23 protein-coding genes are annotated in these 21,901 nt (G+C 54.8%); 15 read left to right on the top strand and 8 right to left on the bottom strand.

Annotated features, from left to right (window positions below):
- Nucleotides 1–34: 34 nt before the first annotated feature.
- From AC2FJ6_RS12440 to AC2FJ6_RS12425, 4 genes are all read right to left on the bottom strand, one after another.
- Nucleotides 35–1,030: a substrate-binding domain-containing protein gene (locus AC2FJ6_RS12440; RefSeq protein WP_010437236.1), complete on the bottom strand. Its 996-nt coding sequence runs from the start codon at nucleotides 1,028–1,030 to the stop codon at nucleotides 35–37.
- A gap of 56 nt (nucleotides 1,031–1,086) precedes the next feature.
- Nucleotides 1,087–2,073, bottom strand: a complete 987-nt coding sequence (locus AC2FJ6_RS12435; RefSeq protein ID WP_496669250.1) for an ABC transporter permease — start codon at nucleotides 2,071–2,073, stop codon at nucleotides 1,087–1,089.
- A gap of 2 nt (nucleotides 2,074–2,075) precedes the next feature.
- Entirely contained in the window at nucleotides 2,076–3,629 is a 1,554-nt protein-coding gene (locus tag AC2FJ6_RS12430; RefSeq protein ID WP_496669217.1) for a sugar ABC transporter ATP-binding protein, read from the bottom strand.
- A gap of 147 nt (nucleotides 3,630–3,776) precedes the next feature.
- On the bottom strand, nucleotides 3,777–4,448 hold the full coding sequence (locus AC2FJ6_RS12425) for a GntR family transcriptional regulator (RefSeq protein WP_010437239.1): 672 nt from the start codon (nucleotides 4,446–4,448) through the stop codon (nucleotides 3,777–3,779).
- An 85-nt stretch (nucleotides 4,449–4,533) separates the two neighbouring features.
- On the opposite strand from AC2FJ6_RS12425, the gene AC2FJ6_RS12420 reads away from it, so the two are divergent.
- The 13 genes from AC2FJ6_RS12420 (at nucleotide 4,534) to AC2FJ6_RS12360 (ending at nucleotide 15,268) form a co-directional block, all read left to right on the top strand.
- Entirely contained in the window at nucleotides 4,534–5,424 is an 891-nt protein-coding gene (locus AC2FJ6_RS12420) for an SMP-30/gluconolactonase/LRE family protein (RefSeq protein ID WP_496669215.1), read from the top strand.
- A 26-nt stretch (nucleotides 5,425–5,450) separates the two neighbouring features.
- Nucleotides 5,451–6,485 carry a sugar ABC transporter substrate-binding protein gene (locus tag AC2FJ6_RS12415; RefSeq protein ID WP_496669213.1) on the top strand — a complete coding sequence of 345 codons (1,035 nt, stop codon included), beginning with the start codon at nucleotides 5,451–5,453 and terminating at the stop codon, nucleotides 6,483–6,485.
- An 84-nt stretch (nucleotides 6,486–6,569) separates the two neighbouring features.
- Nucleotides 6,570–8,093: a sugar ABC transporter ATP-binding protein gene (locus AC2FJ6_RS12410; protein ID WP_496669211.1), complete on the top strand. Its 1,524-nt coding sequence runs from the start codon at nucleotides 6,570–6,572 to the stop codon at nucleotides 8,091–8,093.
- Nucleotides 8,090–9,091 carry an ABC transporter permease gene (locus AC2FJ6_RS12405; protein ID WP_170675551.1) on the top strand — a complete coding sequence of 334 codons (1,002 nt, stop codon included), beginning with the start codon at nucleotides 8,090–8,092 and terminating at the stop codon, nucleotides 9,089–9,091. The genes AC2FJ6_RS12410 and AC2FJ6_RS12405 overlap by 4 nt, the downstream gene beginning before the upstream one ends.
- Nucleotide 9,092: 1 nt before the next feature.
- Complete coding sequence (locus AC2FJ6_RS12400; RefSeq protein ID WP_108861950.1) at nucleotides 9,093–9,881, top strand: SDR family NAD(P)-dependent oxidoreductase; 789 nt, start codon at nucleotides 9,093–9,095, stop codon at nucleotides 9,879–9,881.
- A 22-nt stretch (nucleotides 9,882–9,903) separates the two neighbouring features.
- A complete protein-coding gene (locus tag AC2FJ6_RS12395; protein ID WP_108861949.1) occupies nucleotides 9,904–10,398 on the top strand; it encodes a lactoylglutathione lyase family protein in 495 nt (164 codons plus the stop codon).
- Nucleotides 10,391–11,422, top strand: a complete 1,032-nt coding sequence (locus AC2FJ6_RS12390; RefSeq protein WP_496669209.1) for a C-terminal binding protein — start codon at nucleotides 10,391–10,393, stop codon at nucleotides 11,420–11,422. The genes AC2FJ6_RS12395 and AC2FJ6_RS12390 overlap by 8 nt, the downstream gene beginning before the upstream one ends.
- A 12-nt stretch (nucleotides 11,423–11,434) precedes the next feature.
- The gene (locus AC2FJ6_RS12385; RefSeq protein WP_480492536.1) at nucleotides 11,435–12,124 is read left to right on the top strand and encodes an RraA family protein; all 690 of its coding nucleotides are present in this window, start codon (nucleotides 11,435–11,437) and stop codon (nucleotides 12,122–12,124) included.
- The gene (locus AC2FJ6_RS12380; protein WP_496669207.1) at nucleotides 12,105–13,025 is read left to right on the top strand and encodes a 2-dehydro-3-deoxygalactonokinase; all 921 of its coding nucleotides are present in this window, start codon (nucleotides 12,105–12,107) and stop codon (nucleotides 13,023–13,025) included. The genes AC2FJ6_RS12385 and AC2FJ6_RS12380 overlap by 20 nt, the downstream gene beginning before the upstream one ends.
- Complete coding sequence (locus AC2FJ6_RS12375; RefSeq protein ID WP_496669205.1) at nucleotides 13,022–13,648, top strand: 2-dehydro-3-deoxy-6-phosphogalactonate aldolase; 627 nt, start codon at nucleotides 13,022–13,024, stop codon at nucleotides 13,646–13,648. Before AC2FJ6_RS12380 ends, AC2FJ6_RS12375 begins: the two co-directional genes overlap by 4 nt.
- Nucleotides 13,645–14,346, top strand: a complete 702-nt coding sequence (locus AC2FJ6_RS12370; RefSeq protein WP_480534693.1) for an SDR family NAD(P)-dependent oxidoreductase — start codon at nucleotides 13,645–13,647, stop codon at nucleotides 14,344–14,346. The genes AC2FJ6_RS12375 and AC2FJ6_RS12370 overlap by 4 nt, the downstream gene beginning before the upstream one ends.
- A gap of 9 nt (nucleotides 14,347–14,355) precedes the next feature.
- Nucleotides 14,356–14,874: a 2,4'-dihydroxyacetophenone dioxygenase family protein gene (locus tag AC2FJ6_RS12365; RefSeq protein WP_170637936.1), complete on the top strand. Its 519-nt coding sequence runs from the start codon at nucleotides 14,356–14,358 to the stop codon at nucleotides 14,872–14,874.
- On the top strand, nucleotides 14,855–15,268 hold the full coding sequence (locus tag AC2FJ6_RS12360; RefSeq protein WP_496669203.1) for a methylglyoxal synthase: 414 nt from the start codon (nucleotides 14,855–14,857) through the stop codon (nucleotides 15,266–15,268). Before AC2FJ6_RS12365 ends, AC2FJ6_RS12360 begins: the two co-directional genes overlap by 20 nt.
- A gap of 24 nt (nucleotides 15,269–15,292) precedes the next feature.
- Here the strand turns inward: AC2FJ6_RS12360 and AC2FJ6_RS12355 are convergent, their stop codons facing one another.
- The 4 genes from AC2FJ6_RS12355 to AC2FJ6_RS12340 form a co-directional block, all read right to left on the bottom strand.
- Entirely contained in the window at nucleotides 15,293–16,438 is a 1,146-nt protein-coding gene (locus AC2FJ6_RS12355; protein WP_496669201.1) for an alpha-hydroxy acid oxidase, read from the bottom strand.
- A 45-nt stretch (nucleotides 16,439–16,483) separates the two neighbouring features.
- Nucleotides 16,484–17,767 (bottom strand): TRAP transporter large permease, encoded by a 1,284-nt coding sequence (locus tag AC2FJ6_RS12350; protein ID WP_170357711.1) that lies wholly within the window; start codon nucleotides 17,765–17,767, stop codon nucleotides 16,484–16,486.
- 10 nt (nucleotides 17,768–17,777) lie between these two features.
- Nucleotides 17,778–18,263, bottom strand: coding sequence for a TRAP transporter small permease (locus tag AC2FJ6_RS12345; RefSeq protein WP_496669199.1), 486 nt, complete (start codon nucleotides 18,261–18,263; stop codon nucleotides 17,778–17,780).
- A gap of 78 nt (nucleotides 18,264–18,341) precedes the next feature.
- Complete coding sequence (locus AC2FJ6_RS12340) at nucleotides 18,342–19,340, bottom strand: TRAP transporter substrate-binding protein (RefSeq protein WP_170546565.1); 999 nt, start codon at nucleotides 19,338–19,340, stop codon at nucleotides 18,342–18,344.
- A 117-nt stretch (nucleotides 19,341–19,457) separates the two neighbouring features.
- Between AC2FJ6_RS12340 and AC2FJ6_RS12335 the strand changes: the two genes are divergently transcribed.
- Complete coding sequence (locus tag AC2FJ6_RS12335; protein ID WP_496669197.1) at nucleotides 19,458–20,129, top strand: GntR family transcriptional regulator; 672 nt, start codon at nucleotides 19,458–19,460, stop codon at nucleotides 20,127–20,129.
- A 743-nt stretch (nucleotides 20,130–20,872) separates the two neighbouring features.
- Nucleotides 20,873–21,226: a hypothetical protein gene (locus AC2FJ6_RS12330; RefSeq protein ID WP_170773671.1), complete on the top strand. Its 354-nt coding sequence runs from the start codon at nucleotides 20,873–20,875 to the stop codon at nucleotides 21,224–21,226.
- Nucleotides 21,227–21,901: the final 675 nt, after the last annotated feature.

Here is a 21,901-nt window from a genome sequence, read left to right as displayed (position 1 = left end):
TTCCCGGCGCGATCGAATGCGCCGGGACAATCGCTTAGGTGTGTTTGAACTGGACGACGTTTTCGGCCGTAATCGGCATAACCCCGGTCTCAACGCGCTCCGGCAACGGGTTGATGCCAGCCGCCTTCCAATCGGGCAAGACCTTCAGCGCGTCTGTGTTCTGCCAATGCATCATGTGGAAGGCGAGAAAGATCTCAAGATAGGATTTCTGAGCCACAGCGCCGTGAATTGTGCCGTCTTCGATATAGGGAAGCATATCATCATTTCGGTCCATCGCGACGATCTTGATGTCCTTGCGTCCCGCCTCATTGACGGCAATTGCAGCGCCTTTGCCGCTGTCGCCGTCCGTGCCGCCAATTCCAACAATATCCGGGTTCGCCTGAATTGCCTGAAGGTAGGCTGTCGGCGCATAGGAAGGGTCGGCCTTATCATTGACGACATCGACGACCTCGATATCTGGGTATTTCTCAGCAAAGATTTGTTTGTACCCTTCGACACGCTCCAATGTGGAAGGGGCAGGGAAAGTGCCGAGGATAACTTTGCCTTTCCCGCCAATCGCTTGCGCCAGCATTTCGCCGCCGACACGTCCTGCCTGAACACCGTTAATACCAAGGAATGTGGACCGGGGACTGTCGGGAATATCGCCAATACAACATGTGACTGGAATGCCAGCCTCTACCGCACGTTCGACGCCGGGGGCCAGAGTGGCTGGATCACCGGGGAAGATAAGGATGCCTGCAGGACGTCTTGCGATCAGTTCATCCAATTGGCGTGCTTGTGCGGCCGTGTCGAAATCCAACGGGCCGGTGAATGTGGCCTTGATGCCCATCAGTTCCTCAAGGTCTTCCATCGCATTGCGATAGTCCACCCAGAACGGCACCTGCGTTACGATGGACAGGAACACATACTCCTTGCCGGCCGCTTGCGCCATGGCTTCTTTGGACAGCATGGGCAGTCCGAACGCTGCGGCCAATCCAGCGGTGGTGCCCGCTGTCAGCAGCCTGCGCCGGTTCACATTCAATTCAGTCATCGTAGTCTCCCTGTTTTGGATCTTTGGTTGTTGTTGAGTTTCGGAAAGCTTCGGGATTAGCCCCGTTTGCTTCGGATCAGCATGTCCAAGGCGACCGCTGTAACGAGCACACCGCCGATGACGATCATCTGCCAGTAGATCGATACGGCCAGCATCGTCATAGTGTTGTTGATCAACGCGACGAAAACGACGCCGAGGAAAGCACCAAGAATAGTACCTTCGCCGCCGCGTAGGGATGCGCCACCGATGACTGCCGCCGCCAGAACCTGAAGTTCGATACCGTTCCCTGCCGTGGGCGTACCGCTCATCAGGCGCGAGGCCAGCAAAACTCCGGCCAAAGCAGCCAGAATACCGGTGAGTGCGTACAGAATGATACGCACGCGTGTGACATGGATGCCTGACAACATCGCGGCCTTTTCATTGGCGCCGATGAAATAGACCTGACGGAAAAAGCGTGTATGGCGGACGGCCAGGTCAAACAGGACGACGAGCAGAATGGTGAACAAGACGATTACCGGAAAGCCGCCTATGTCAGCTTTACCGATCCAGGCAAATGATGCCGGCAGGCTTGAGACAGAAAAACCTTCCGTCAGGACAAGAGCGATGCCTCGCGCAATCGACATCGTGCCGAGGGTTGCGATAAGCGGATTGATCCCGAGGCCGGTCACCAGCAAACCGTTCACTACCCCGACAATTCCACCCAGCACCAATCCGCATACAACAGCGAGCGGAATTGGCGTGCCGGTCAAAAGCAGCATGGCTACGACGGTAGAAGACAAGGCCATTACCGACCCGACGGAAAGATCGAACCCGCCAGAGGCAAGCAAGATCGCCATACCGATCACGATGATCGCGGTCGGGGCCATGCCCACGGCCACGGCTCGAAAGTTCGAGAAGCTGAGGAAATAGGGATTAACGTTGGACATCACGATGATGATGGCGGCGATCAGAACGATCAGCGTCAGTTCACGAATATCGACAAAAGCTTGTAGAACACGGCGCAGCAGCGGACGCTTCATGGGCAAGTTGGCTTGAGCGGTCATGGTCACGTCGCGACTCCTGATTGATTGGTTTGGGGTGCGTCCACAATTGGAACGGAATTTCCAGCGGCCATTTGAAGAAGCGTGGTTTCGGTTGCCTCAGCGGCTGCGATGTCTCCCATGAGGCGACCGTCGTGGACGACAAGGATGCGGGTCGAGAGAGAGACAAGTTCGGGAAAATCGGATGACACGACGAGGATGGCCATTCCCTCGGCTGCTCGACGCAAAAGTTCCGTGTGGATTTGGAATTTGGCTCCGACATCGACCCCTTTAGTGGGCTCCTCAATGATCAGAAGAGCTGGCGCGCGTTTGAGCCACTTGGCCAACATAATCTTTTGCTGATTGCCCCCTGAGAGATCACCAACAAGTTCGTTAATCCCGCTGGTTTTGACACTGAAGGCGTCAATGGCTGTTTGGCTGGCTGCTTTGATCGAGCCCGAACGCATGAACCCAGCAGACGCATGATCGGAAAGACTGGCCGCGATCAGGTTGTCGCTGAGTGATTGTTCCAGAAAGAGGCCTTCAGTCTTGCGTTCTTCGGGAACAAACCCGACGCCAGCACGCATCGCCTGCCGCAAGGACGCAAAGTTAACAGGCTTGCCGTGCAGTCTGATCTCCCCGGTCGCGCCATGCATCAGCCCGACAATCGATCGAACAATCTCGCTGCGGCGAGCGCCCATCAACCCTGCTATCCCTACAATCTCTCCGGCTTTAATGGAGAAAGAAATGTCTTCGAATTCACCTGGATGGGTTAGGTCTTGGACATGCAAAACCTCTTCGCCGTTAGCCTTACCTGACCGCGTGACATCACCAGGGTGAGCGCCGCCGATCATCTCGGCGACGACTTGTTCCTGAGAAGTTTCCGAAACCGGTAAAGTGCTGATGTGGCGCCCATCTCGCAAAACGGTAATGCGATCCGAGATCTGGAAAATCTCGGCCATATGGTGGCTGACATAGACGATGCCAATCCCTTTTTTTGTCAGGGACTTTAGGACTTCAAATAGTGCGTCTACTTCGTCGGGTGCCAATGCCGATGTCGGTTCATCCAGCAAAAGGACGCGGGAATTCAACGACAGAGCCTTGGCGATTTCAACAATCTGGCGGGAGCTGATCGGCAAGTTTTCCACGGGTGTTGAGACGTCGATATCCAGACCGAATTCCGCCAGCAACGCCTCCGCTCGGCGGCGCAGTTCGGGCCAGTCAACTACGCCGAACCGGGTGGGTACGCGGCCCGCGTAGATGTTTTCCGCGACAGAGAGCGCGCCAGCGAGGCTGAGCTCTTGGAAAACACAGCCGATGCCCAGGGATTGCGCGTGCGATGGGCTTTCGACTCGCTGTTCCTTGCCGTCGCACAGGATACGCCCAGCAGAGGGTTGGTGAAGCCCATAAAACAGGCCGAGACAGGTGGATTTTCCGGCGCCGTTTTCCCCACAAAGCGCGTGAACTTCGCCGGGTCTCAATTCAAAGTCGACGCCATCCAAAACAATGTTCGTGCCGAAGCTTTTGCCAACCCGATCCAGCTGGATCAGTGGCTGTAGCCCCGGTGAGTCAGGTTTCATTGCTGGCGTCATACAAGCTTCCTCCCGCCTTTTGATTGGCATCTGATATCTCAGATGTCAACTGAAAAAGGAAAGACCGTGAGGTGCCCAAAAGAAAGGGGCGGCGCCGTTCTGGCCCGCCCCCGTCACAACGAAGCTACGTTTTTGCTAGGATGCGGTCGCTCCTTCGAGGACGATGGCGGCGCTTTTGTAGGCTTGTCTGGTGCGGTCAATATGCGCTGTGAGAAGAGATTTGATTTTGGCCATGTCACCTTCGCGAACGGCAATAGCGATTTTCGAATGCTCGTCGAAGGAGAGCTCAGTATGCTGTGGCAGCTTCGCCAAATGGGTTCGCAATGCGGCAATCTTACCGATGTAGCGTGTATAGCTGGCCGTCAGATAATCGTTACCGGCATGTTCAAAAATCAACTGATGAAATGTGGTATCCAGTGAAAGGTAGCCCTTTTCATTGCCTCGCCTGCGTTCCTTCTCCATGTCCTTCACGACCCGCTGCATGTCGTCGGCAAGACCTTCCGGGTTCCGCAACAACGCAAGTTCAAAGGCGGCAGTTTCGATAGCCTGTCTGAAATCGCAGATCTGAGTCACTTCCGGCTCTGACAGCGAAAAAACACGTGCGCCTTTTTGAGGCTCGATACTGACCAACCCTTCGTCACGTAGTTGAGCGAGTGCTTCGCGGACTGGCGATTTCGATACGCCCAGCTCTTCGGAGATTTTTCGCTCCGACAAAACCTGACCCATTTTAAGGGAGCCATCGATAATACTATTCCGCAAATGTTCCAGTGCGAGTTCACGCAAAGACTTAGGTCTCTCAAGCGCCATCTGAGGATATCTCCAAAAAAAGGTGTTGCCAGATGCAAGATATCTGATACACCAGATTAGGCAAGCTGGTATATCAGATATCAGAATGTACTTGGGAGATCAAAAAGTGCGCGCAGAGTTGGTCGTCGATTGTAAGAATCAGCACGGGGAAGGGATTTTCTGGAATCCCACCGATGGTCTTGTCTGGTGGACCGACATTGAAGGCTGTGCGCTTTGGTCATTTGATCCTGCAACGTCAGACACCGCCTCTCATGAGATGCCGGAGCGCGTGTGTTGCTTCGCGCCACGCGCGTCTGGCGGTCTGATCGTTGCTTATGCGGATCGGGTCGTATTGTTCGATTCGCCCAATAGCGAGGAAACCCTCGTGGCACGATTCGAGCCGAACAATCCGGAGACACGGCTGAACGACGGGCGAACCGATCGCCAGGGGCGATTGATTGTTGGAGGCATGAATGAAGTTTCTGGTAAGGCCGATTCGTCAGTCATCCTCGTCGATATAGACTTGAGTGTGCGGACGATTATCGAAGGAGTGTCTTGCGCCAATTCGACTTGCTTTACATCCGACGGTGAGACGATGTTCTTCGCGGATACTCCGGATCGGGAAATCGTCGCATTTGATTACGACACCCGCAGTGGAACCGTTTCGAACCGCCGGCGGCACGCTTCTTTCAATGATGAGCCCGGCTTGCCTGATGGGTCCTGTGTCGATGCCGAAGGGGGCGTCTGGAACGCCGAATGGGAAGGCCATCGCGTTGTTCGCGTCGCACCTGACGGCACGATAGATCGCGTGATCGAGGTGCCGGTCTGGAAGCCTACCTGTTGCGCTTTCGGTGGGCCTGATCTCGACACGCTGTTCATCACGAGCTCAAGGCTGATGAGTGACGAAGCAGCTTTAACAAAAGAACCGGAATCCGGCGGCCTCTTTGCTGTGAAACCCGGCGTTCGTGGCGTGATCGACGCGCCATTCAAAGGATAACCAACGAAATTCTGGAGGAGAAAACTATGTTGAAAACGCTTATGACCACTACGCTTGCCGCGGGGTTCGCCACGCTAACAACGGTCGCTCTGGCGGAAAATTATCCAGCACCGGTTCCACTTGAGGACGGGGCACAAGCGCCAATCGATGCAATAGAACCCAAGAACGATACGTTCCGGATCGCGTATATGCCGCCGGCGACCGAGTTCAACTACTACATCGCCATCGGTGAAGGCATCAAAGCAGTTGCTGCTGAGGCCGGGGTCGAAGTGTTCATGCTTGCGCCCCAGTCCGGTGCGGACATCAACGGCCAAATGGGCATGATCCAGGATGTGCTGACGCAGGATGTGGATGCGATAATCTTTGGAACACACGATGAATTTGCTGCGGCACCACTGCTGAAGCAAGCCGTCGACAAGGGCATGGCAGTTCTGATGATCAACTCGGACATTCCGAACTTCCCGACACCCATTCATGGCGTTGTCGGGTACTCTCAGCGCAACGGCACGCATGCTATCGCTGACTGGGCCATTGAGACTTATGGCGATAAACCGTTGAAGGTCGGCATTATCGAAGGGCAGCCTGGCTATCACTCAACCGAGCGTGTGGGTGGCTTCCTCGACGGTATCGAGGGCAACGAAAACTTTGACGTTGTGGTGTCTATTGACGGAAAATGGAACGTTGAGGGCGGCAACACTGCTGGTATGGATATCCTGCAGTCGAACCCTGATCTGGACATGATCTTTGCGGCGAACGACTACATGATCATTGGAGCGTCCTTCGCGGCTAAGGCACTCGGTCGCAATGACATCGTCCTTTTGGGCAATGATGGCGACACGTCCGGCCTTGAAGAAATTGCGGCTGGCAACATCACGGCAACCGTCAACACCTCACCATTCCTGATGGGTAAGGCGGCTATGCACGCAACCATTGATGCGCTCAACGGGTCCTATCCCGGCGGCTGGATCGAAACGCCCACATCAATTGAAGACAAAGATGGTGCGATCAGCGTGCTGCAAGAGCCAGAAAAGCTATTCCCGCAGCCGTCCAAAGAGTACTGAGCTTTCTCCCCGCTTCCCGGTGGCACGTGCGCGTGCTGCCGGGTCGCAACTCAACCGAGTTTCGCTTTTAACGAGGCAATCGTAATGACACCCGCAACGCCACTTTGGGAGTTTGTCGATATCACCAAGGCCTATCCCGGAGTTTTGGCGAATGACAAGGTTTGCATCCAGCTTATGCCCGGTTCCATTCATGGGCTGCTGGGTGAAAATGGCTGTGGCAAGTCGACCATGATCAAGACTCTGTCCGGCGTACAGCAACCCGATAGCGGTCAAATCCTGCACAATGGCAGCCCAGTCACGATCAGCGACCCGCAGGCGGCACGTGAACTGGGCGTCGCAACAGTTTTTCAGGAATTCTCGATCGTGCCCACCTTGTCGGTTGGCGAAAACATCTTCCTTGGCAATATGCCTCGGTCCCGCTTTGGCGTGATCGACTGGGCCAAGGTCCACAACGAAGCCGCGCGCGTTTTGGCGGAAATGGATGTCGATGTATCTCCCGAAACGATCACCGGCTCGCTATCGGTAGGCGAGCAACAACTGGTCGAGATCGCGAAAGCCGTCGCGATGGACGCTCGCATGATCATCCTGGATGAGCCGACGGCGGCATTGGGTGAAGATGAAATTGAACGCCTGCACCAGTTACTGCGCAATATGCGTGAACGCGGAACCGCTATTCTCTATGTGTCGCACAGGCTGGATGAGGTTGAACGGATCGTTGATGAAGTGACGATCTTGCGCAACGGCTGTGTTGTGCGAGCGAGTGGCGAGACCAAGATCAACGTCTCTGAGATTGTCAGCGCAATGGTCGGTGAGGACATTGGTGAGCACTATCCCAAGGAGCAGAACGCGACCAAGGATGTTGTGCTGGAAGCGGCAGGTCTGGCCACCAATTCGGGTGTGAAAGAGGTATCGTTCTCGTTGCACCGGGGTGAAGTTCTGGGCTTGGGTGGTGTATTGGGCAGTGGCCGCACAGAGATTGCCCGCGCCCTATTCGGGACAGATGAGCTAACCGCCGGGCAGATATCACTGAACGGCAAACTGGTTCGCTTTCGCCGGGAAATTGATGCGATCCGTGCGGGTTTGGCGCTTGTTCCAGAGAACCGAAAGTTTGACGGGTTGTTCTTCAATTTCCGCGCAAGCGGGAACGTCACCGCAGCGTCCCTCGGCGGGCTAAGCCGGTTCGGTGTCTTGAATCTCAAGGCGGAAGAGCAAGCCACCCATGACCTGATCCGCGATCTGGAAATCTCGACCCAGGCCGAGGAAAAAACGGTCAACTTCTTGTCTGGTGGTAATCAGCAGAAGATCGTGATTGCACGCTGGCTGTTTTCAGCCTCGGACATCCTGATCCTTGATGAGCCGACGCAGGGGATCGATATCGGCGCCAAAATCGCAGTTTACAAGCTGATTAACAGGCTCACGCGGGCAGGAAAATCGATCATTCTGATCAGTTCAGACCATGATGAGTTGCTTGCGATGAGCGATCGGATTGCCGTCGTGCAGCACGGAACGATAGTTCGCACGGTCGATGCATCCGACCTTACTCATGACGACCTTGTGCGCGCGTCCGCCGACACTCCTCAATCCAAGCTTAAGGAGGCTTTCGCATGAAGCGGATTTTTGACACCCAGTTGATCGGACCATTTGCAGCAATGGTGATCGTCGCACTGATCGTGGCACTTACGACCGAACGCTTCCTGAACCCGGGTAACCTTTCAAACCTGTCCCTACAGGTAAGCATCGTGGCCTTGATCGCAATCGGGTCTACTATCGTGATCTTCGCTGCGGGCATCGATCTGAGTTCCGGGTCTATGGTGGCGTTGCTGACCATGATCCTTGCGCAGATGTTGAAATTTGTTGGCATTCCATTGGTACTGGCATTGCCACTCATTCTTCTCATGGGCGGATTGCTTGGTCTGTTCATTGGGCTGATAACAGCCTACGGGCGTATCCCGTCTTTCATCACAACATTGGCAGCGTTGATTGCCTTCAGGGGCCTTGCGCTGACCTTCAACAATGGATCGCCGATCTTTTCGCTGGATCCGGCGCTGGAGCCAATATTTTACGGCAAGCTGTTCGGCGTTCCGATGCCTTTCTTCTACCTCGTGTTCTTCTACGTCCTTGCCGCGTTCACTATGAACTTCACGAAACTCGGCCGTGAGATCTATGCCGTGGGTGGCAACCCAGCCGCTGCCGTTCTGACGGGCATCAACGTACGAAAAGTTCAGACGACGACATTTGTCATCGCAGGTTTCATGACTGCGGTTGGTGCGATCCTGATGTCAGCGCGCCTCAACTCTGGTTCACCCAACTATGGCCAGACGCTGGAACTGCAGGCCATTGCCGCTGCTGTAGTTGGCGGAGCCAGCCTTGCAGGCGGCCGCGGCAACATCCTCGCCACGCTGATGGGGGCGATGACAATCGTTATCGTCCAGAATGGTTTGAACCTGAACGCTGCGCCATCTTCGGTTCAGAACATCGTGCTGGGCCTGATCATTCTGTTGGCCGTCGGCATAGACATGTGGCGCGCGGAGATTTCGGGCTTGATGGGTCGAATGTTCGGCCGCACTTCATCGCAGCAGTCATCTAACGTCAAGAAGGAGGCCTGAGATGGATCTGGGGCTCAAAAATAAGCTGGTCCTGGTGACTGGTTCAGGTTCCGGCATAGGCAAAGCCACTGCGCGGGTCTACCTGGAAGAAGGCGCGCGGGTAATCGTGCATGGCCTGACCGAGGCGGAAGTGTTCGACTGCGTCGACGACCTGTCATCATTGGGCAAGGTCGAAGGCATTGCGGCCGACTTAACCAAAACCACTGATGCGGAAACTCTGGCAGAGTTTGCCCGCGAGCGCGGTGCGGTGGACGTTCTTGTGAATAATGTTGGCATCTTTTCGGTCAAACCGTTCGAGGATCTCACGGATGACGACTGGATGCATTACTTCAACATCAATGTCCTGTCCGCCGTTCGGATGAGCCGGATTTTCCTGCCTGAAATGCTTGGCCGGGATAAGGGATCTATCATCAACATGGCCAGCGAAGCGGCAGTGAAACCACTACCTCAGATGGTGCATTATTCTGTCACTAAAACTGCCATGTTAGGTCTGACACGTGGCATGGCAGAATTGACAAAGGGGACAAAAGTCCGGGTTAACTCGATCCTGCCTGGTCCAACCTGGACCGAAGGTGTCGAAGCCTATTTTGACGGCCTCGCCGATCAAAAGGGTGAGCCGCTCGACACGATCGTCGACAATTACTTCAAATCAGATGAGCCCACATCGCTCATACAACGCTTTGTCCAACCAGACGAAGTCGCCCGCATGATCGTCACGATCTCTGCAAGTACAGCCTCCAATGGTTCTGCGCATCGGATCGAAGGCGGCATCGTTCGCAATATTCTTTAACTGCTAACTGGAGGAGCCCTAAATGGCCGCTCTCACTTTCTCTCACATCGGCATCACAGTTCCCGACCTGGAAAAAGCCGTGGAGTTCTATTCCAAGGCGTTCGGCCTGTACGTGCTGATGGAACCAACTGAAATCCTGCATGACGAAAGCGCCATCGGTCAGATGTGCGACGATGTGTTTGGGGAAGGTTGGGGAAGCTTCCGCATCGCGCACTTGTCAATGGGCGACGGTGTTGGCATTGAATTGTTTGAGTTCCCGAAGACCGTCGAAGAAGAACGCCCGTTTGAATATTGGCGGCGTGGCTTGTTTCATTTCTGCGTACAGGACGAGGATCTGGAAGGCCGCATCAAGGTTATCGAAGACCTGGGCGGGCGCCAGCGCATGAGCCAAGTGCGCAAGTATTACCCCGGTGAAAAGCCCTATCGCATGGTCTATATGGAAGACCCGTTTGGCAACATCTTCGAGCTCTACAGCCACTCGTACGAATTGACCTATTCGGCGGGTGCTTATGACTGATCGCGCCGACTTTTCCCCCAGAACGGACAAACCCAAGGTCGTGATAACCGATTACGACTTTGGTGATGTTGCCGTTGAGACGGAAATCCTGGAAGCCGCGGGAGCCGAGGTGATTGCGCTTCAGGCCAAGCGCCAGGAAGACCTGTTCGATGTCGCGCCGCATTGCGCAGCGATGATGAACCAATATGCCCGGATCGGGAAAGAAACGATTACGCGGATGCGGAACTGTGAGGTCATCGCGCGTTATGGCGTGGGCGTAGATATCGTGGATGTCGGCACGGCAACGGAAAAGGGCATTCTCGTCACCAACGTGCAAAACTATTGCACCGAGGAAGTTGCCGATCATGCGATTGCCCTTTGGCTGACCCTGGCGCGCAAGTTGCCCGACTATGATCGGGCCACTCATGCAGGGATCTGGAAATGGCAAAGCGGGCAGCCGGTCTACCGTTTGCGCGGGCGGACGATGGGTGTCGTCTCGCTGGGTAAAATCGGGCAAGCCATCGTGGCGCGGGCGCAATCTTTCGGGGTTACGGTCATCGCCTACGACCCGTATTTGCCAAGAGAAGTCGCGGCAAAGATTGGGGTCGAGCTGGTGAGCAAGCCCGAATTGCTGGCAAGGTCCGACTATGTCCTGATGCAGGCACCGATGACGCCGAACACGCATCACTTTTTGTCGGATGCCGAATTCTCGGTCATGAAACCCGGTGCGATACTAGTGAACACCGGACGCGGACCAACGGTCGACAACAAAGCCCTGTTCCGGGCGCTGACCGAAGGCCATCTGGCAGCCGCAGGGCTCGACGACCCCGAAGAAGAACCGGCCAAGCGCGCCAACTGGACGCCTGATGACAACCCGTTGTTCACACTGCCCAACGTCCTCGTAACGCCACATGCGGCCTACTATTCCGAGGAATCCATACACGCAGCGCGGGTCACCGCGGCCACTCAGGTGGCCAAGGTCCTGACAGGACAAAACCCCGACTATACCGTCAATGCCGACGCATTGGCCGTATCTACCGCATAACAGGAGACAAGAATGCCAGACGTCAGCACGGACCTCAGGGTTTTCAATGATTTTGAAAGAAACCCGGAACTTCTCAAAAAATTCGACAAGGTGTTGGAGGCGTACTCTGCCGCTGCCATTTTTGCGGATGTGCAGTACCGAACAGGCGTGATGGACAGCGCCATCAAACCCGCCTTCCGCGCCAAGGTGACAGGCCAGGCCGTGACAGTTCAGCTTTCAAAAGGCGACCTGGTCGACCCGTTGCGAGCGCTTGAAATGGGACAACCCGGGGACGTGATCGTTGTGGACGCGGGTGGAGATCGTCAAACGTCGGTCTGCGGCGGTTTGATGGGTGGTCTGGCCAAGAACCGTGGTATTCGCGGTATGATCGTCGATGGCACCGGGCGCGACACAGATGAGTTGGAGGACATCAACTGGCCAATCTGGACGCGCGCGATCACGCCGCGCGGAACGCACACGATGTTCTCGGAACGTAAAGAAGAACTTTCGATTAATGTGCCCATTGCCTGTGGGGGCGTCGTCGTAAACCCCGGAGATTTCATTGTAGCTGATCTAATGGGCGTCGTCGTTATTCCACAAGAAATCGCCGAAGAAACCGTGCGCCTTGCTCAAGAGCAAGCTGACCGTGAGGAGGAAACCCGTAAATGGGTGGCCCAAGGCAAAACTGTCGAGGATCTGCTGAATGAATTCGGTCGCATCTGAGCCGGCGCTGATCGGCGTAGATTGGGGCACTTCATCGTTCCGTGCATTTCTCATTGGTGCGGAGGGCGAGGTGATCGATGGGGTCTCGTCGCCTGAAGGTATCATGCAGGTTGCGGGACAAACCTTTGAGGCGGTCCTTGACCGTCTCATCGGCCCTTGGGTCGCCAAGGCTAACCTGCCGATCTTGGCATCTGGCATGATCACCAGCCGCAATGGTTGGGTAGAAACGCAATATGCTGAAATGCCGCTGGGTGCTGGCGGTCTTGCGCGAGCGTTGGTCCCGCACGAAGCGGCCAACGGAGCGCGTATTCATTTTGTGACCGGTGCTTCGACAGAACATGCTGGAGGACCCGACGTAATGCGCGGCGAGGAGACCCAGATCATTGGGGCATCTTCGTTAGGCTTGAGCGAAGGTATGTTCGTGATGCCGGGAACGCACAGCAAATGGGTTCAGGTTGCGGACGGGAAGATCGTGGATTTCTCGACTTACATGACAGGTGAGATCTTTTCGGCGCTGAAAGAACACACGATCCTTGGCACATTGATGAAGGAGGACGCCTTCAGCGAAGACGCATTCGCGATGGGCGTAAAGGCGGGCCTCAGTGGTGAGTCGAACCTGCTGCACAGCCTGTTTCATGTTCGGACGCTTCCTCTCATGGGCAAAATCCCAAAGGTTGCCACGGCCGACTACTTGTCGGGCTTGTTGATCGGGACCGAGGTTGCTGCCGCGACCGGCGAAGTAAAAGACGTCGGCACGATCACTGTTGTTGGACGCAGCGACTTGTCCGACCGATACGAAATAGCGCTTCGAACTGCTGGTTTCGACAGCCGTCGCGCGCCAGATGATATCGTTGCGAAAGGGCATTTTCTGATTGCTCGCGCTGCGGGGTTGGTTGGATGATTGACCTCACCGCAGCTCTTGCCGAGAACCCGCTGATTGCGATTTTGCGGGGGCTAGCACCAGAAAATGCGCGCCCGGTGTCTGATGTACTCTTCGATGCCGGGTTTCGGATAATCGAAGTGCCGCTCAACTCACCGGACCCGCTGGAATCGATAGGGCAGATCGCCGTGAAACATGGCGCTCAGGCCATCGTCGGCGCTGGCACAGTGTTGACTGTGGATCAGGTCGCGGCGGTTGCTGATGCAGGCGGGCGTATCATCGTGTCGCCCAATATGAACCCGGACGTCGGGCGCGCGGCTGTCGCTCGGGATCTTTATTGGTGTCCAGGAGTTATGACGCCCTCCGAGGCCTTTACGGCGTTGGATATCGGAGCATCGGTCCTCAAATTCTTTCCGGCGGAAATGGTGCCGCCAGCTGCCGTTGCTGCCATGCGCGCCGTATTGCCTGCAGACGCAGTCGTCGCTGCGGTAGGGGGCATAACGCCGGATACGATGGCGTCGTATCATGCTGCGGGTGTAGATGGATATGGGCTGGGCTCCGCGCTGTTCAAACCGAGCTATACATTGGGTGATATCGGAAGGCGCGCGCGCGCCTTCACCAGTGTATTGGAGGAACTTGGATGAAACAGGCCCTAGTAACGGGCGGTACGCGAGGGATTGGTGCGGGTGTTGCACGGTCGTTGGCAGACGCAGGTTGGTCCGTCATCGCCGCATCCGCCTCCCGATCCGAATTGGAGGCATTCGAGCCTCAGGACGGGTTAAAGGTGCAGCTCTTGGATGTCACCGACCAGACGTCCATCAATGATGTATTCGGCGAACTCACGGGTCTCGATGCCTTGGTGAACTGCGCAGGTATTCTTTTGCGTGGCGAAGAATATGACATCGACGTCTTCGCCAAGGTGCTCGATGTGAATCTGACAGGCACCATGCGCTGCTGTCTTGCCGCGCATCCATTGTTGGCTGAAGCGAGTGGGGCCATCGTCAACACCGCCTCTATGCTCAGTACCTTTGGTGGGCCTTTGGTTCCGGCGTATTCCGCTTCTAAGGGCGGCGTGGCACAGTTGACCAAGGCGCTCGCAGGTCGCTGGGCCGAAGACGGTATCCGGGTCAATGCCATCGCGCCGGGTTGGATTGAGACAGAGATGACCCAGGGCCTTCGGGAAGACCCTGAAAGAACAGCGGGGATCATGGCGCGTACGCCTATGAAACGCTGGGGGAAACCCGAAGAAGTCGGTGCGCTTGTGCAATGGCTTTTGAGTGAAAACGCCAGCTTTGTGACCGGATCAATCTATCCGGTCGATGGCGGCTATCTCGCTATGTGAGGAAAATCAATGAATGACGATGACACCGCCCGAATGCCCTTTCAGTTGCCATTCCCCAAAGATGCGCAAGACGAGATCGTGATCCCGAATGCCATGAGTGAGGACGACAGACTGTGGGTTCCGCAGGCAGAGAACGTCTGGTTCCGACCGCTCTGCCTGAACCGCTCGCAAGGTTATTGGATGAACCTTCTCAAAGTACGCAAAGCTGGTGTTCTTTCGCGGCACCGCCATCCACAGCCAGTCCACGGCTTCGTTCTGAAAGGGCGCTGGCATTATCTGGAACATGATTGGGTTGCGGAAGAGGGGGGATATGTCTTTGAGCCGCCGGGTGAGACTCATACTTTGGTCGTTCCCGACGATGTCGAAGAGATGGTCACCTATTTCCAGGTCAATGGCGTGATGTGCTATGTTGATCCGTGGGGCAAGGTCACTGGCTACGAAGATGTCTTTACCAAGATTGATCTGTGCCGAAAACATTTCGGGGAAGTCGGTCTTGGAGAAGATTACGTTGAACAATTCATCCGGTGATGCGCCACGTTTCGCGCTTGTAGCGCATGATGCGCGAAAGGACGAAATCGTCGAATGGGTGGGTCTGCAATTGGGCCGCCTGTCCGGAGTACAAATCTTTTCGACTGGGACTACCGGTAGTCGTATTAAGCAAGCCTATCCAGAACTGGATGTGACCTGCCTTAAAAGCGGACCACTCGGAGGCGACCAACAGATCGGCGCTATGATCTGCGAAGAGAAATTGGATGCATTGATTTTCTTTGTCGACCCTCTCTCACCCATGCCACATGACGTCGACGTTAAGGCTCTGACCCGTCTCGCAACGGTATATAATCTGCCAATGGCATGTTCGCGCTCAACCGCGGATCTGATCGTCAAGGGGCTGATTGCTGAGGATGACAACGCGTCTGCGTGATACGCCACGCGCCGCAAGCGCCGATCAGCCAGTTCTCAGAAGGTGCTCTGCCAGACTGCCGAGGTTTTCGCTGCCAAGCTGGCTCATGTTGGCCTCAATGTCAGCTTTCAGGATGTGAACGAGATGGTCGATCCCTCGTGCTCCGAACGCTGCAACAGCATATTGAAAGGCACGCCCGACCATGACGAAATCTGCACCTTTCGCCAGGGCACGCATGATGTCCAATCCCCAGGCAACGCCAGAGTCGTAGATCAGTGGCACATCTATTCCGACCGCCTCGCGGATGTTCGGGAGTTGGTCAATCACAGCGGGTCCGGCTTCGAATTGACGCCCGGAGTGGTTTGAGACCCAGATGCAATCCACGCCCTCGGCCACCATTTCTTGCGCGTCCTCCGGCCGCAGGACACCCTTGACGATCAGGTGACCCTCCCATTCCTGTCGCAGTTCGCGCAGGTAGTCCCAATCTGGAATCCCACGGATCAGAGCGCCTGCATGGGTAAAGCTTTCTCGCCCGCGTGTCGGGACGTAATCGTCAAAGAACCGCATACGAGGCATGATGCCCTCGCGAAGATGTGCAAGGCACCAGGCCGGTCGTGACGCCATTTCTTTCAGCGTGCGCAGGTCAGCTTTTGGAGGCACCGTCAGATTGGCGCGGCGTTGTCGTTCGCGCCGACTCTCTTCTGGAACGTCCACCGTGATAATCAGCGTGTGAAATCCCGCTGCCTTAATCCTCGGCAGCATCGCGCGGCGCAAATCGCTGGAGTTCACCGGGTAATGCTGAAACCATCCATTTTTGCCAATGTAAGGTGCCACATCTTCCGGTGAAGCAACCGCCACGCTCGACAGCGAAAACGGAATGTTGTGAGCAACCGCTGCCTTTGCAAGCATCCGCTCTGCTCCTGCCCACATTAGGCCGGACATGCCTACCGGTGCTATCCCGAATGGCAGATCGTAAGTTTGACCCATCAATGTAGTCTGCAGGTCGGCCTTTGTTCGGCCGCATAGTACACGCGGCATGAATCCGATGGCATCAAGTGCGTCCCGGTTGACCTTCAACCCCAGCTCCCTGCCGGTCGCGCTGTCGAGGTATTCGAAGGCAAACTTCGGAATGCGCTTTTGTGCGGTTTTCCGAAGGTCTTCTATCGACGGGTGGGAAAGGTCCAGATCCATCCGGGTCCTCTGTTCGTTGTCTAACGTTTGAAACGCCTCAGCCGGTCACCAAAGGGATGGCAGGGCCAGGGAAATTGCGGGCACATAGGTGATGAACATCAACAGGATCAGCATGCCGGCAAAGAATGGCAGGATCGCACGGCTGAGGCTTTCGATGGAGACCTTCGAAATGCTACTGGCCACGAACAGGTTCACACCCAATGGCGGTGTGCAGAACCCAATGGCCAGGTTGACCGTCAAGATGACACCAAAAACGATCGGATCGACACCCAGCGCGGTTGCAACCGGCAGCAGGATCGGCGTCATGATGATGATCGACGAAATCGTCTCCATGAACATGCCGATCACCAACAACAGCAGATTGATCAGCAACAGGATGATGATTGGGTTGTCGGACAGGCTGGTGATCGTTGTTGCGAGCTCTGTCGGGATTCTTGCGAGCGTGATCAACCTGCCAAAGGCGGTCGCCATGATCACCAATATCAGAATGGTCCCGCTGGTCTTTGCACTGCCCGCCAAAACCTCTGGCAGGTCCTTGAGGGTGATGTCGCCATAGACGAATATGCCGATGAAAGCGGCATAGACTACGGCCACGGCACCGGCTTCGGTTGGGGTGAAGATACCGCTGTAGATGCCCCCAAGGATAATTACAGGCACCAATAGCGCCCAGATGGAAGACCGGAAGCTCTGCCAGACGCCCGGGCCTGAGAACGTAGTCGTCGATTGCTGAACAACCTCGTCCTTTCGCAGCAGAACACGAGCGACCAACATGAACATGAGGGCAAAAAGTATGCCAGGAACAACGCCTGCAAGAAACAGTTTGCCGATCGAAACTTCTGCAGTAACACCGTAGATGATGAAGGGGATACTTGGCGGGATCATCACGCCGATCATCCCCGAAGACGCTGTCAATGCGCCGCTGAATTTGCGCGTATAGCCGACCTTTTCCATCTCTGGGATCATGTTCGACCCGATGGCGGCTACGGTCGCAGGAGATGAGCCGGATATGGCGGCAAAAAACACACAGGCGAGCACGTTCACATAAGCCAGCCCACCCCGGATATGACCGATCAGCGCATTGGCAAATCCAACCAGTCGGCGAGACATTCCGCCGTGTTGCATCAGGTCGCCTGCCAATATGAACAGAGGGACGGCAATTAGAGGAAAGGAGTCCGCGCCTGTTACCACCGACCGTGCCAGAAGAACCATGGGTGGTGTGCCATCTACAAAGACCATCACGATCATAGTGGCCAAGCCCAGACAGATGCCAATAGGCACGCTGAAGAGCAACAGGGCAAAGAGCGTCAAGAAAAGCGTTGTTGCAAGCATGCCGGGTTCCTCACGCTTTGGTTACTGCGATCAGACGCAGGGTTCGGAACAGATGTTGAGTGACGCGGATCGCGGACAGGCCCGCGCCAATCGGCGCCGAAGCATAAAGGATCGGAATCGGTAGCCCCAAAACGACCGAAGTCTGGCTGGCGACAAAAGGCTGTCGGATAAGCTTGATGCATTCAATTGTCAGAACGATCAGAAATCCAAGGACAAGAAGCGCGATCACAACATCCGCGTAAAGCCTTGCGCGCTCGCTTAGGACATCACGCAGGACCGTGATACGCACATGATCGCCTGTGTGGAACGCATAGCTGACGCCTAGCCAGACAAACCATACAAACAGCCAAAGCGTTAGCTCTTCGCCCCATGAAAGAGAGGCATTCAGAATGTAGCGCATGAACACATTTCCAAAGATCAACAAGACAATCGCGGCCAAAAGTGCACTGGCTAAGACCTTTTCGGCATTCATATCGATCCATTTGATAACCGACACCGTTCACCTCCCCTTGAACGAAAGGGGCACCCGAACCTTAATGGCACGGGTGCCCGTATTGGCTGAGTAGTCCGAGGGTCAGCTTCCGCTCGCTGCGGAAACCGCTGCTACCCAGTCGTCATAGGCTTCAGCGCCAACCTCGTCGCGATACTGCAGACGGACGCTTTCGGTTTTGTCGGCAAAGGCCTGTCGCTGCTCGGCAGTCAGTTCCAGAATCTCGACACCAGCAGCACGGATCTGTTCCAGCTGTTCCGCATCTTCGCTTGCGACCAGTTCCGCCTGATAGTCACGTGCGGCGGCCATCGAGTCCCGCACCAGTTGCTGATGCTCTGCGGACAGCGAGTCAAAGAACGGTTTGGAGATGACAGGCATATAGACCGCAAAGACATGGCCCGTGGTCGAAAGGTATTTCTGAACCTCGTAGAAACGCTGTGAGGTAATGATCGCCAGTGGGTTTTCCTGGCCGTCGATCACGCCTTGCTGGAGAGCAGAATAGACCTCACCAAAGTTCATTGGCGTCGGGTTGGCCCCGAGCGTTTCGAATGTCGCCACATGCGCCGGAACCTTCATGGTACGTAGCTTGACACCCTCGAGATCTGCGGGGGTTGCAACCGGGCGGACATTGTTGGTCACATTGCGTACACCCAATTCAAGCCAGCCAAGACCTACCAATCCCTGGTTTTCGACCCGTGCAAGCATGCCATCACCAGCATCACCATCAAGAACATCAAAGGCGATGTCCTTGGAGGAATACATGTAGGGCAGTTCAATTACTGCAAAAGCCGGATCCCAGCCCGCGAAGAAAGAGGAAGGAGGAATGGCCATTTCCAGAACGCCGGTTTGAACACCTTCGATCATTTCGCGATCAGGGCCCATCTGCGACGAAGGGAATATCTGTACGTCGATCTCACCATTCGAGCCAGCTTCGACCAGTTCTTCAAATTTCAGTAGCGCGCGATGCATATGAAACGCTTCTGCTGCGCCATGCCCAACCTTAATGACTGTTTCAGCGGATGCTGCAAAAGCAAGCCCGGCTGACATGACGACGCCAAGCGCCAATGTTGATTTCTTGAACAAAGTATCCTCCCACGGATTTAGTTATTTTCGATCTATTATCTGAGATATCAGATATAATATAGAAATCAAGCTTACATGTGCTATTGTGTTAGAGAGACGAAATAGGACGAAGTGAAAATGACCGAGATTTTGCCGATTAAGCGCCCGGATTCGTTGAGTAAAACTGCTGAAGAGCATATCCGAAAAGGCATAATCAATGGCACGTTTCAATTGGGTGAATCGTTGCCGGAAGTGAAGTTGTCAAATGCCATGGGCATCAGCAAAACTCCGATTCGCGAAGCTCTATCAGCTTTGAATCTTCGGGGCCTCGTTCAGATCTTTCCTCATCGAGGAGCCTTTGTATTCTCTCTTTCTCAAGGGGACGTGGTGCAGCTTTGCCAGTATCGGCTAATCCTAGAATCTGCAGCTTTGGAGCAGGCGCTTGAAAAGAACCCTTCGGTTCTGATCAATGAGCTGTCTACAATTGTTTCGAAGATGTCGGAAGCGCAGGAAGCGGATGAATTCGAACAGTACTTGGAACTTGACGCCGAGTTTCACGACGCGTTTTTCAGGTCCTGCGGAAACAGTTACCTGCGGGATGGATATCAAAAAGTCAGTGATATCGTCCAAACTATGCGGACACATCTGTCCAAGCGTTCCAATCGAACGACGAAATCTTTTAAGGAACATCAAGCGATCACATCGCTATTGGGCGAGGGTAAAGTAAAAGCAGCAACGAACACCCTCAAACGTCAAATCACTCGCGGTGAGCGTTCTTATTCTGATTTGGTTGGTGTCAATCAAACATAGGAGGCTCAGTTGTAGAAGTAGCACTGAAGACTAGTCGCAGCATTTTGACCATTCTGATTTGATGGAAAGCCTTTGAGTCGCAAATGGCAAAGTTTGCGCGCTTCAGAAAACCAAATTTGCATAAAATCAATTACTTAGATGTCGCCAAATGGCAAAACTATGTGTCGCCCGACAGATTGTTGAACGTCACACGAACCTGACCCAACCGTCATAGTTGGACCAGAAACGTGATGAACGTTCGACATCAGAAGACCCCTCAATTCAAATATTCTTCTGGAAATAGAATGGGACCCAGAGCTGCAGATCAGTTGCTGGCAGTGGAGTTTGGTGCAGCTCTTTAGGTTGGCTGCTAGCCATCACTCGGCCCAAACCAGCCATTCACCGACTAGTCACGATGCTTCGTCCGCAGCCCGCATTTCCGACATTCGCCGCGCGAGCGAAATTCGAAGCAAGTCGAACTCACGGTCTGCGGACGAAGCACCAATTCGATGCAGTGGCGCCTGTCCGTCAGAAGCGAATGAAGCACAGCCAAAGTCGAGTGACGGGATTGCTTGTGGCCGTTGAGGACGTTGAGGCTTATGAGCGGGACAGATGCAAGGAGGGCGCCGGGGTTTCTGATTTATTGGTCGACACAGGCGGATGAAACGGTTGGCACAATCAGCGACGCTGAGCTTAGGTATGCAAGACGCATCAGCATTCGTTCGGCCGAGAATCGAAAATGCTGAAATGGAGGTCACAAGGTAATGGCTGATAGCGAGAAAAGTCTTTTTGAGCGGCTCAAACCACTATGGGAGGCCGTGGAAAAGCTGGGTGAGAAAGATCCTGAATTTGATGCTAAAGCCTTTCTCGATGAGATGTGGGAAGAAGGCTGTGCAGAGTCTGTCGCATTGTGGGAGGCCAGAAACAGTCTGGGCATCAGTGGTGCAGAACTCGCAGAAGACCTTGAAACGCAACTCAAGATGATTGCGGCCGCGTACGCCACGGCAGAGGCGGCTCAGATCGATTGGGTTGTGAATTATATTGCGTTCATACGCCGTTTAAAGAAGCAGGGACTATTTGAATTGGGTGGCTCGAATGAGAACCATCCTGACGGGTGACAGGCTGCTTTGAAGTGCACCTGCTGTGACACTCAGAGACTCACAAACCTCGCCACCGAGATGAGAAGCTAAATGCTGTTCAGCACAACCCGATTGGTCCGGTTCATTAGCGGTGCGTACCAATGTCGAAACCGAGATCAAACCTACTTATGTGGCACAGCGCCGTCGTTCATACTGTCAACAGCACATTGAAACAAAGTTGCAGCGATCAGAGATCAGTTTGGCACGCAAGGTGCCTGTGACATCAAGCTTGAATTTGAATATCTGCGTTGACACCTGATGTTCCCCATAAGTAGTTTTGCCACGATAGGCATTGAGGTTCGCGGATGCTATGGTCATCTTCCCTCATTGTCGCGAGAAAACCCGTTGTCTTTTGGCGGCGGGTTTTGTTTTTCGAGCGGCGCGGCAAAGGAAGATAGCGGAACCTAACAGGCCGTCGAAAGTGATTCCGTTGAGTGCTCACGCATAAGGCCGCGAGCAGCTCAAATCGGGCACGCCTTTCCCGGTATGCAATGGCGGTGACACGCAACGTCGCAACCTTTCTCTGCACGCAGGATCGATGACTGCTCTCCGGCGATTGAAGTAATGGTTCGTTTGATCCGCGGGTAAGGGATGCACTCAACCAGAGATCGCTTCACATAACACCCGTTCAGTGATGTTCCCGGTTCGTTATGA

It is taken from the genome of Ruegeria sp. CDSA089, from assembly GCF_059612205.1.
Note: the sequence above shows the minus strand (reverse complement) of the source record. Positions and strands in the feature narration are given on the sequence as shown.

Excerpts from the sequence above, each read along its gene's own strand:
- AC2FJ6_RS12440 (WP_010437236.1), bottom strand. The coding sequence starts at position 1,030 with ATGACTGAATTGAATGTGAACCGGCGCAGGCTGCTGACAGCGGGCACC.
- AC2FJ6_RS12435 (WP_496669250.1), bottom strand. The coding sequence starts at position 2,073 with ATGACCGCTCAAGCCAACTTGCCCATGAAGCGTCCGCTGCTGCGCCGT.
- AC2FJ6_RS12430 (WP_496669217.1), bottom strand. The coding sequence starts at position 3,629 with ATGAAACCTGACTCACCGGGGCTACAGCCACTGATCCAGCTGGATCGG.
- AC2FJ6_RS12425 (WP_010437239.1), bottom strand. The coding sequence starts at position 4,448 with ATGGCGCTTGAGAGACCTAAGTCTTTGCGTGAACTCGCACTGGAACAT.
- AC2FJ6_RS12420 (WP_496669215.1), top strand. The coding sequence starts at position 4,534 with ATGTACTTGGGAGATCAAAAAGTGCGCGCAGAGTTGGTCGTCGATTGT.
- AC2FJ6_RS12415 (WP_496669213.1), top strand. The coding sequence starts at position 5,451 with ATGTTGAAAACGCTTATGACCACTACGCTTGCCGCGGGGTTCGCCACG.
- AC2FJ6_RS12410 (WP_496669211.1), top strand. The coding sequence starts at position 6,570 with ATGACACCCGCAACGCCACTTTGGGAGTTTGTCGATATCACCAAGGCC.
- AC2FJ6_RS12405 (WP_170675551.1), top strand. The coding sequence starts at position 8,090 with ATGAAGCGGATTTTTGACACCCAGTTGATCGGACCATTTGCAGCAATG.
- AC2FJ6_RS12400 (WP_108861950.1), top strand. The coding sequence starts at position 9,093 with ATGGATCTGGGGCTCAAAAATAAGCTGGTCCTGGTGACTGGTTCAGGT.
- AC2FJ6_RS12395 (WP_108861949.1), top strand. The coding sequence starts at position 9,904 with ATGGCCGCTCTCACTTTCTCTCACATCGGCATCACAGTTCCCGACCTG.
- AC2FJ6_RS12390 (WP_496669209.1), top strand. The coding sequence starts at position 10,391 with ATGACTGATCGCGCCGACTTTTCCCCCAGAACGGACAAACCCAAGGTC.
- AC2FJ6_RS12385 (WP_480492536.1), top strand. The coding sequence starts at position 11,435 with ATGCCAGACGTCAGCACGGACCTCAGGGTTTTCAATGATTTTGAAAGA.
- AC2FJ6_RS12380 (WP_496669207.1), top strand. The coding sequence starts at position 12,105 with ATGAATTCGGTCGCATCTGAGCCGGCGCTGATCGGCGTAGATTGGGGC.
- AC2FJ6_RS12375 (WP_496669205.1), top strand. The coding sequence starts at position 13,022 with ATGATTGACCTCACCGCAGCTCTTGCCGAGAACCCGCTGATTGCGATT.
- AC2FJ6_RS12370 (WP_480534693.1), top strand. The coding sequence starts at position 13,645 with ATGAAACAGGCCCTAGTAACGGGCGGTACGCGAGGGATTGGTGCGGGT.
- AC2FJ6_RS12365 (WP_170637936.1), top strand. The coding sequence starts at position 14,356 with ATGAATGACGATGACACCGCCCGAATGCCCTTTCAGTTGCCATTCCCC.
- AC2FJ6_RS12355 (WP_496669201.1), bottom strand. The coding sequence starts at position 16,438 with ATGGATCTGGACCTTTCCCACCCGTCGATAGAAGACCTTCGGAAAACC.
- AC2FJ6_RS12350 (WP_170357711.1), bottom strand. The coding sequence starts at position 17,767 with ATGCTTGCAACAACGCTTTTCTTGACGCTCTTTGCCCTGTTGCTCTTC.
- AC2FJ6_RS12335 (WP_496669197.1), top strand. The coding sequence starts at position 19,458 with ATGACCGAGATTTTGCCGATTAAGCGCCCGGATTCGTTGAGTAAAACT.
- AC2FJ6_RS12330 (WP_170773671.1), top strand. The coding sequence starts at position 20,873 with ATGGCTGATAGCGAGAAAAGTCTTTTTGAGCGGCTCAAACCACTATGG.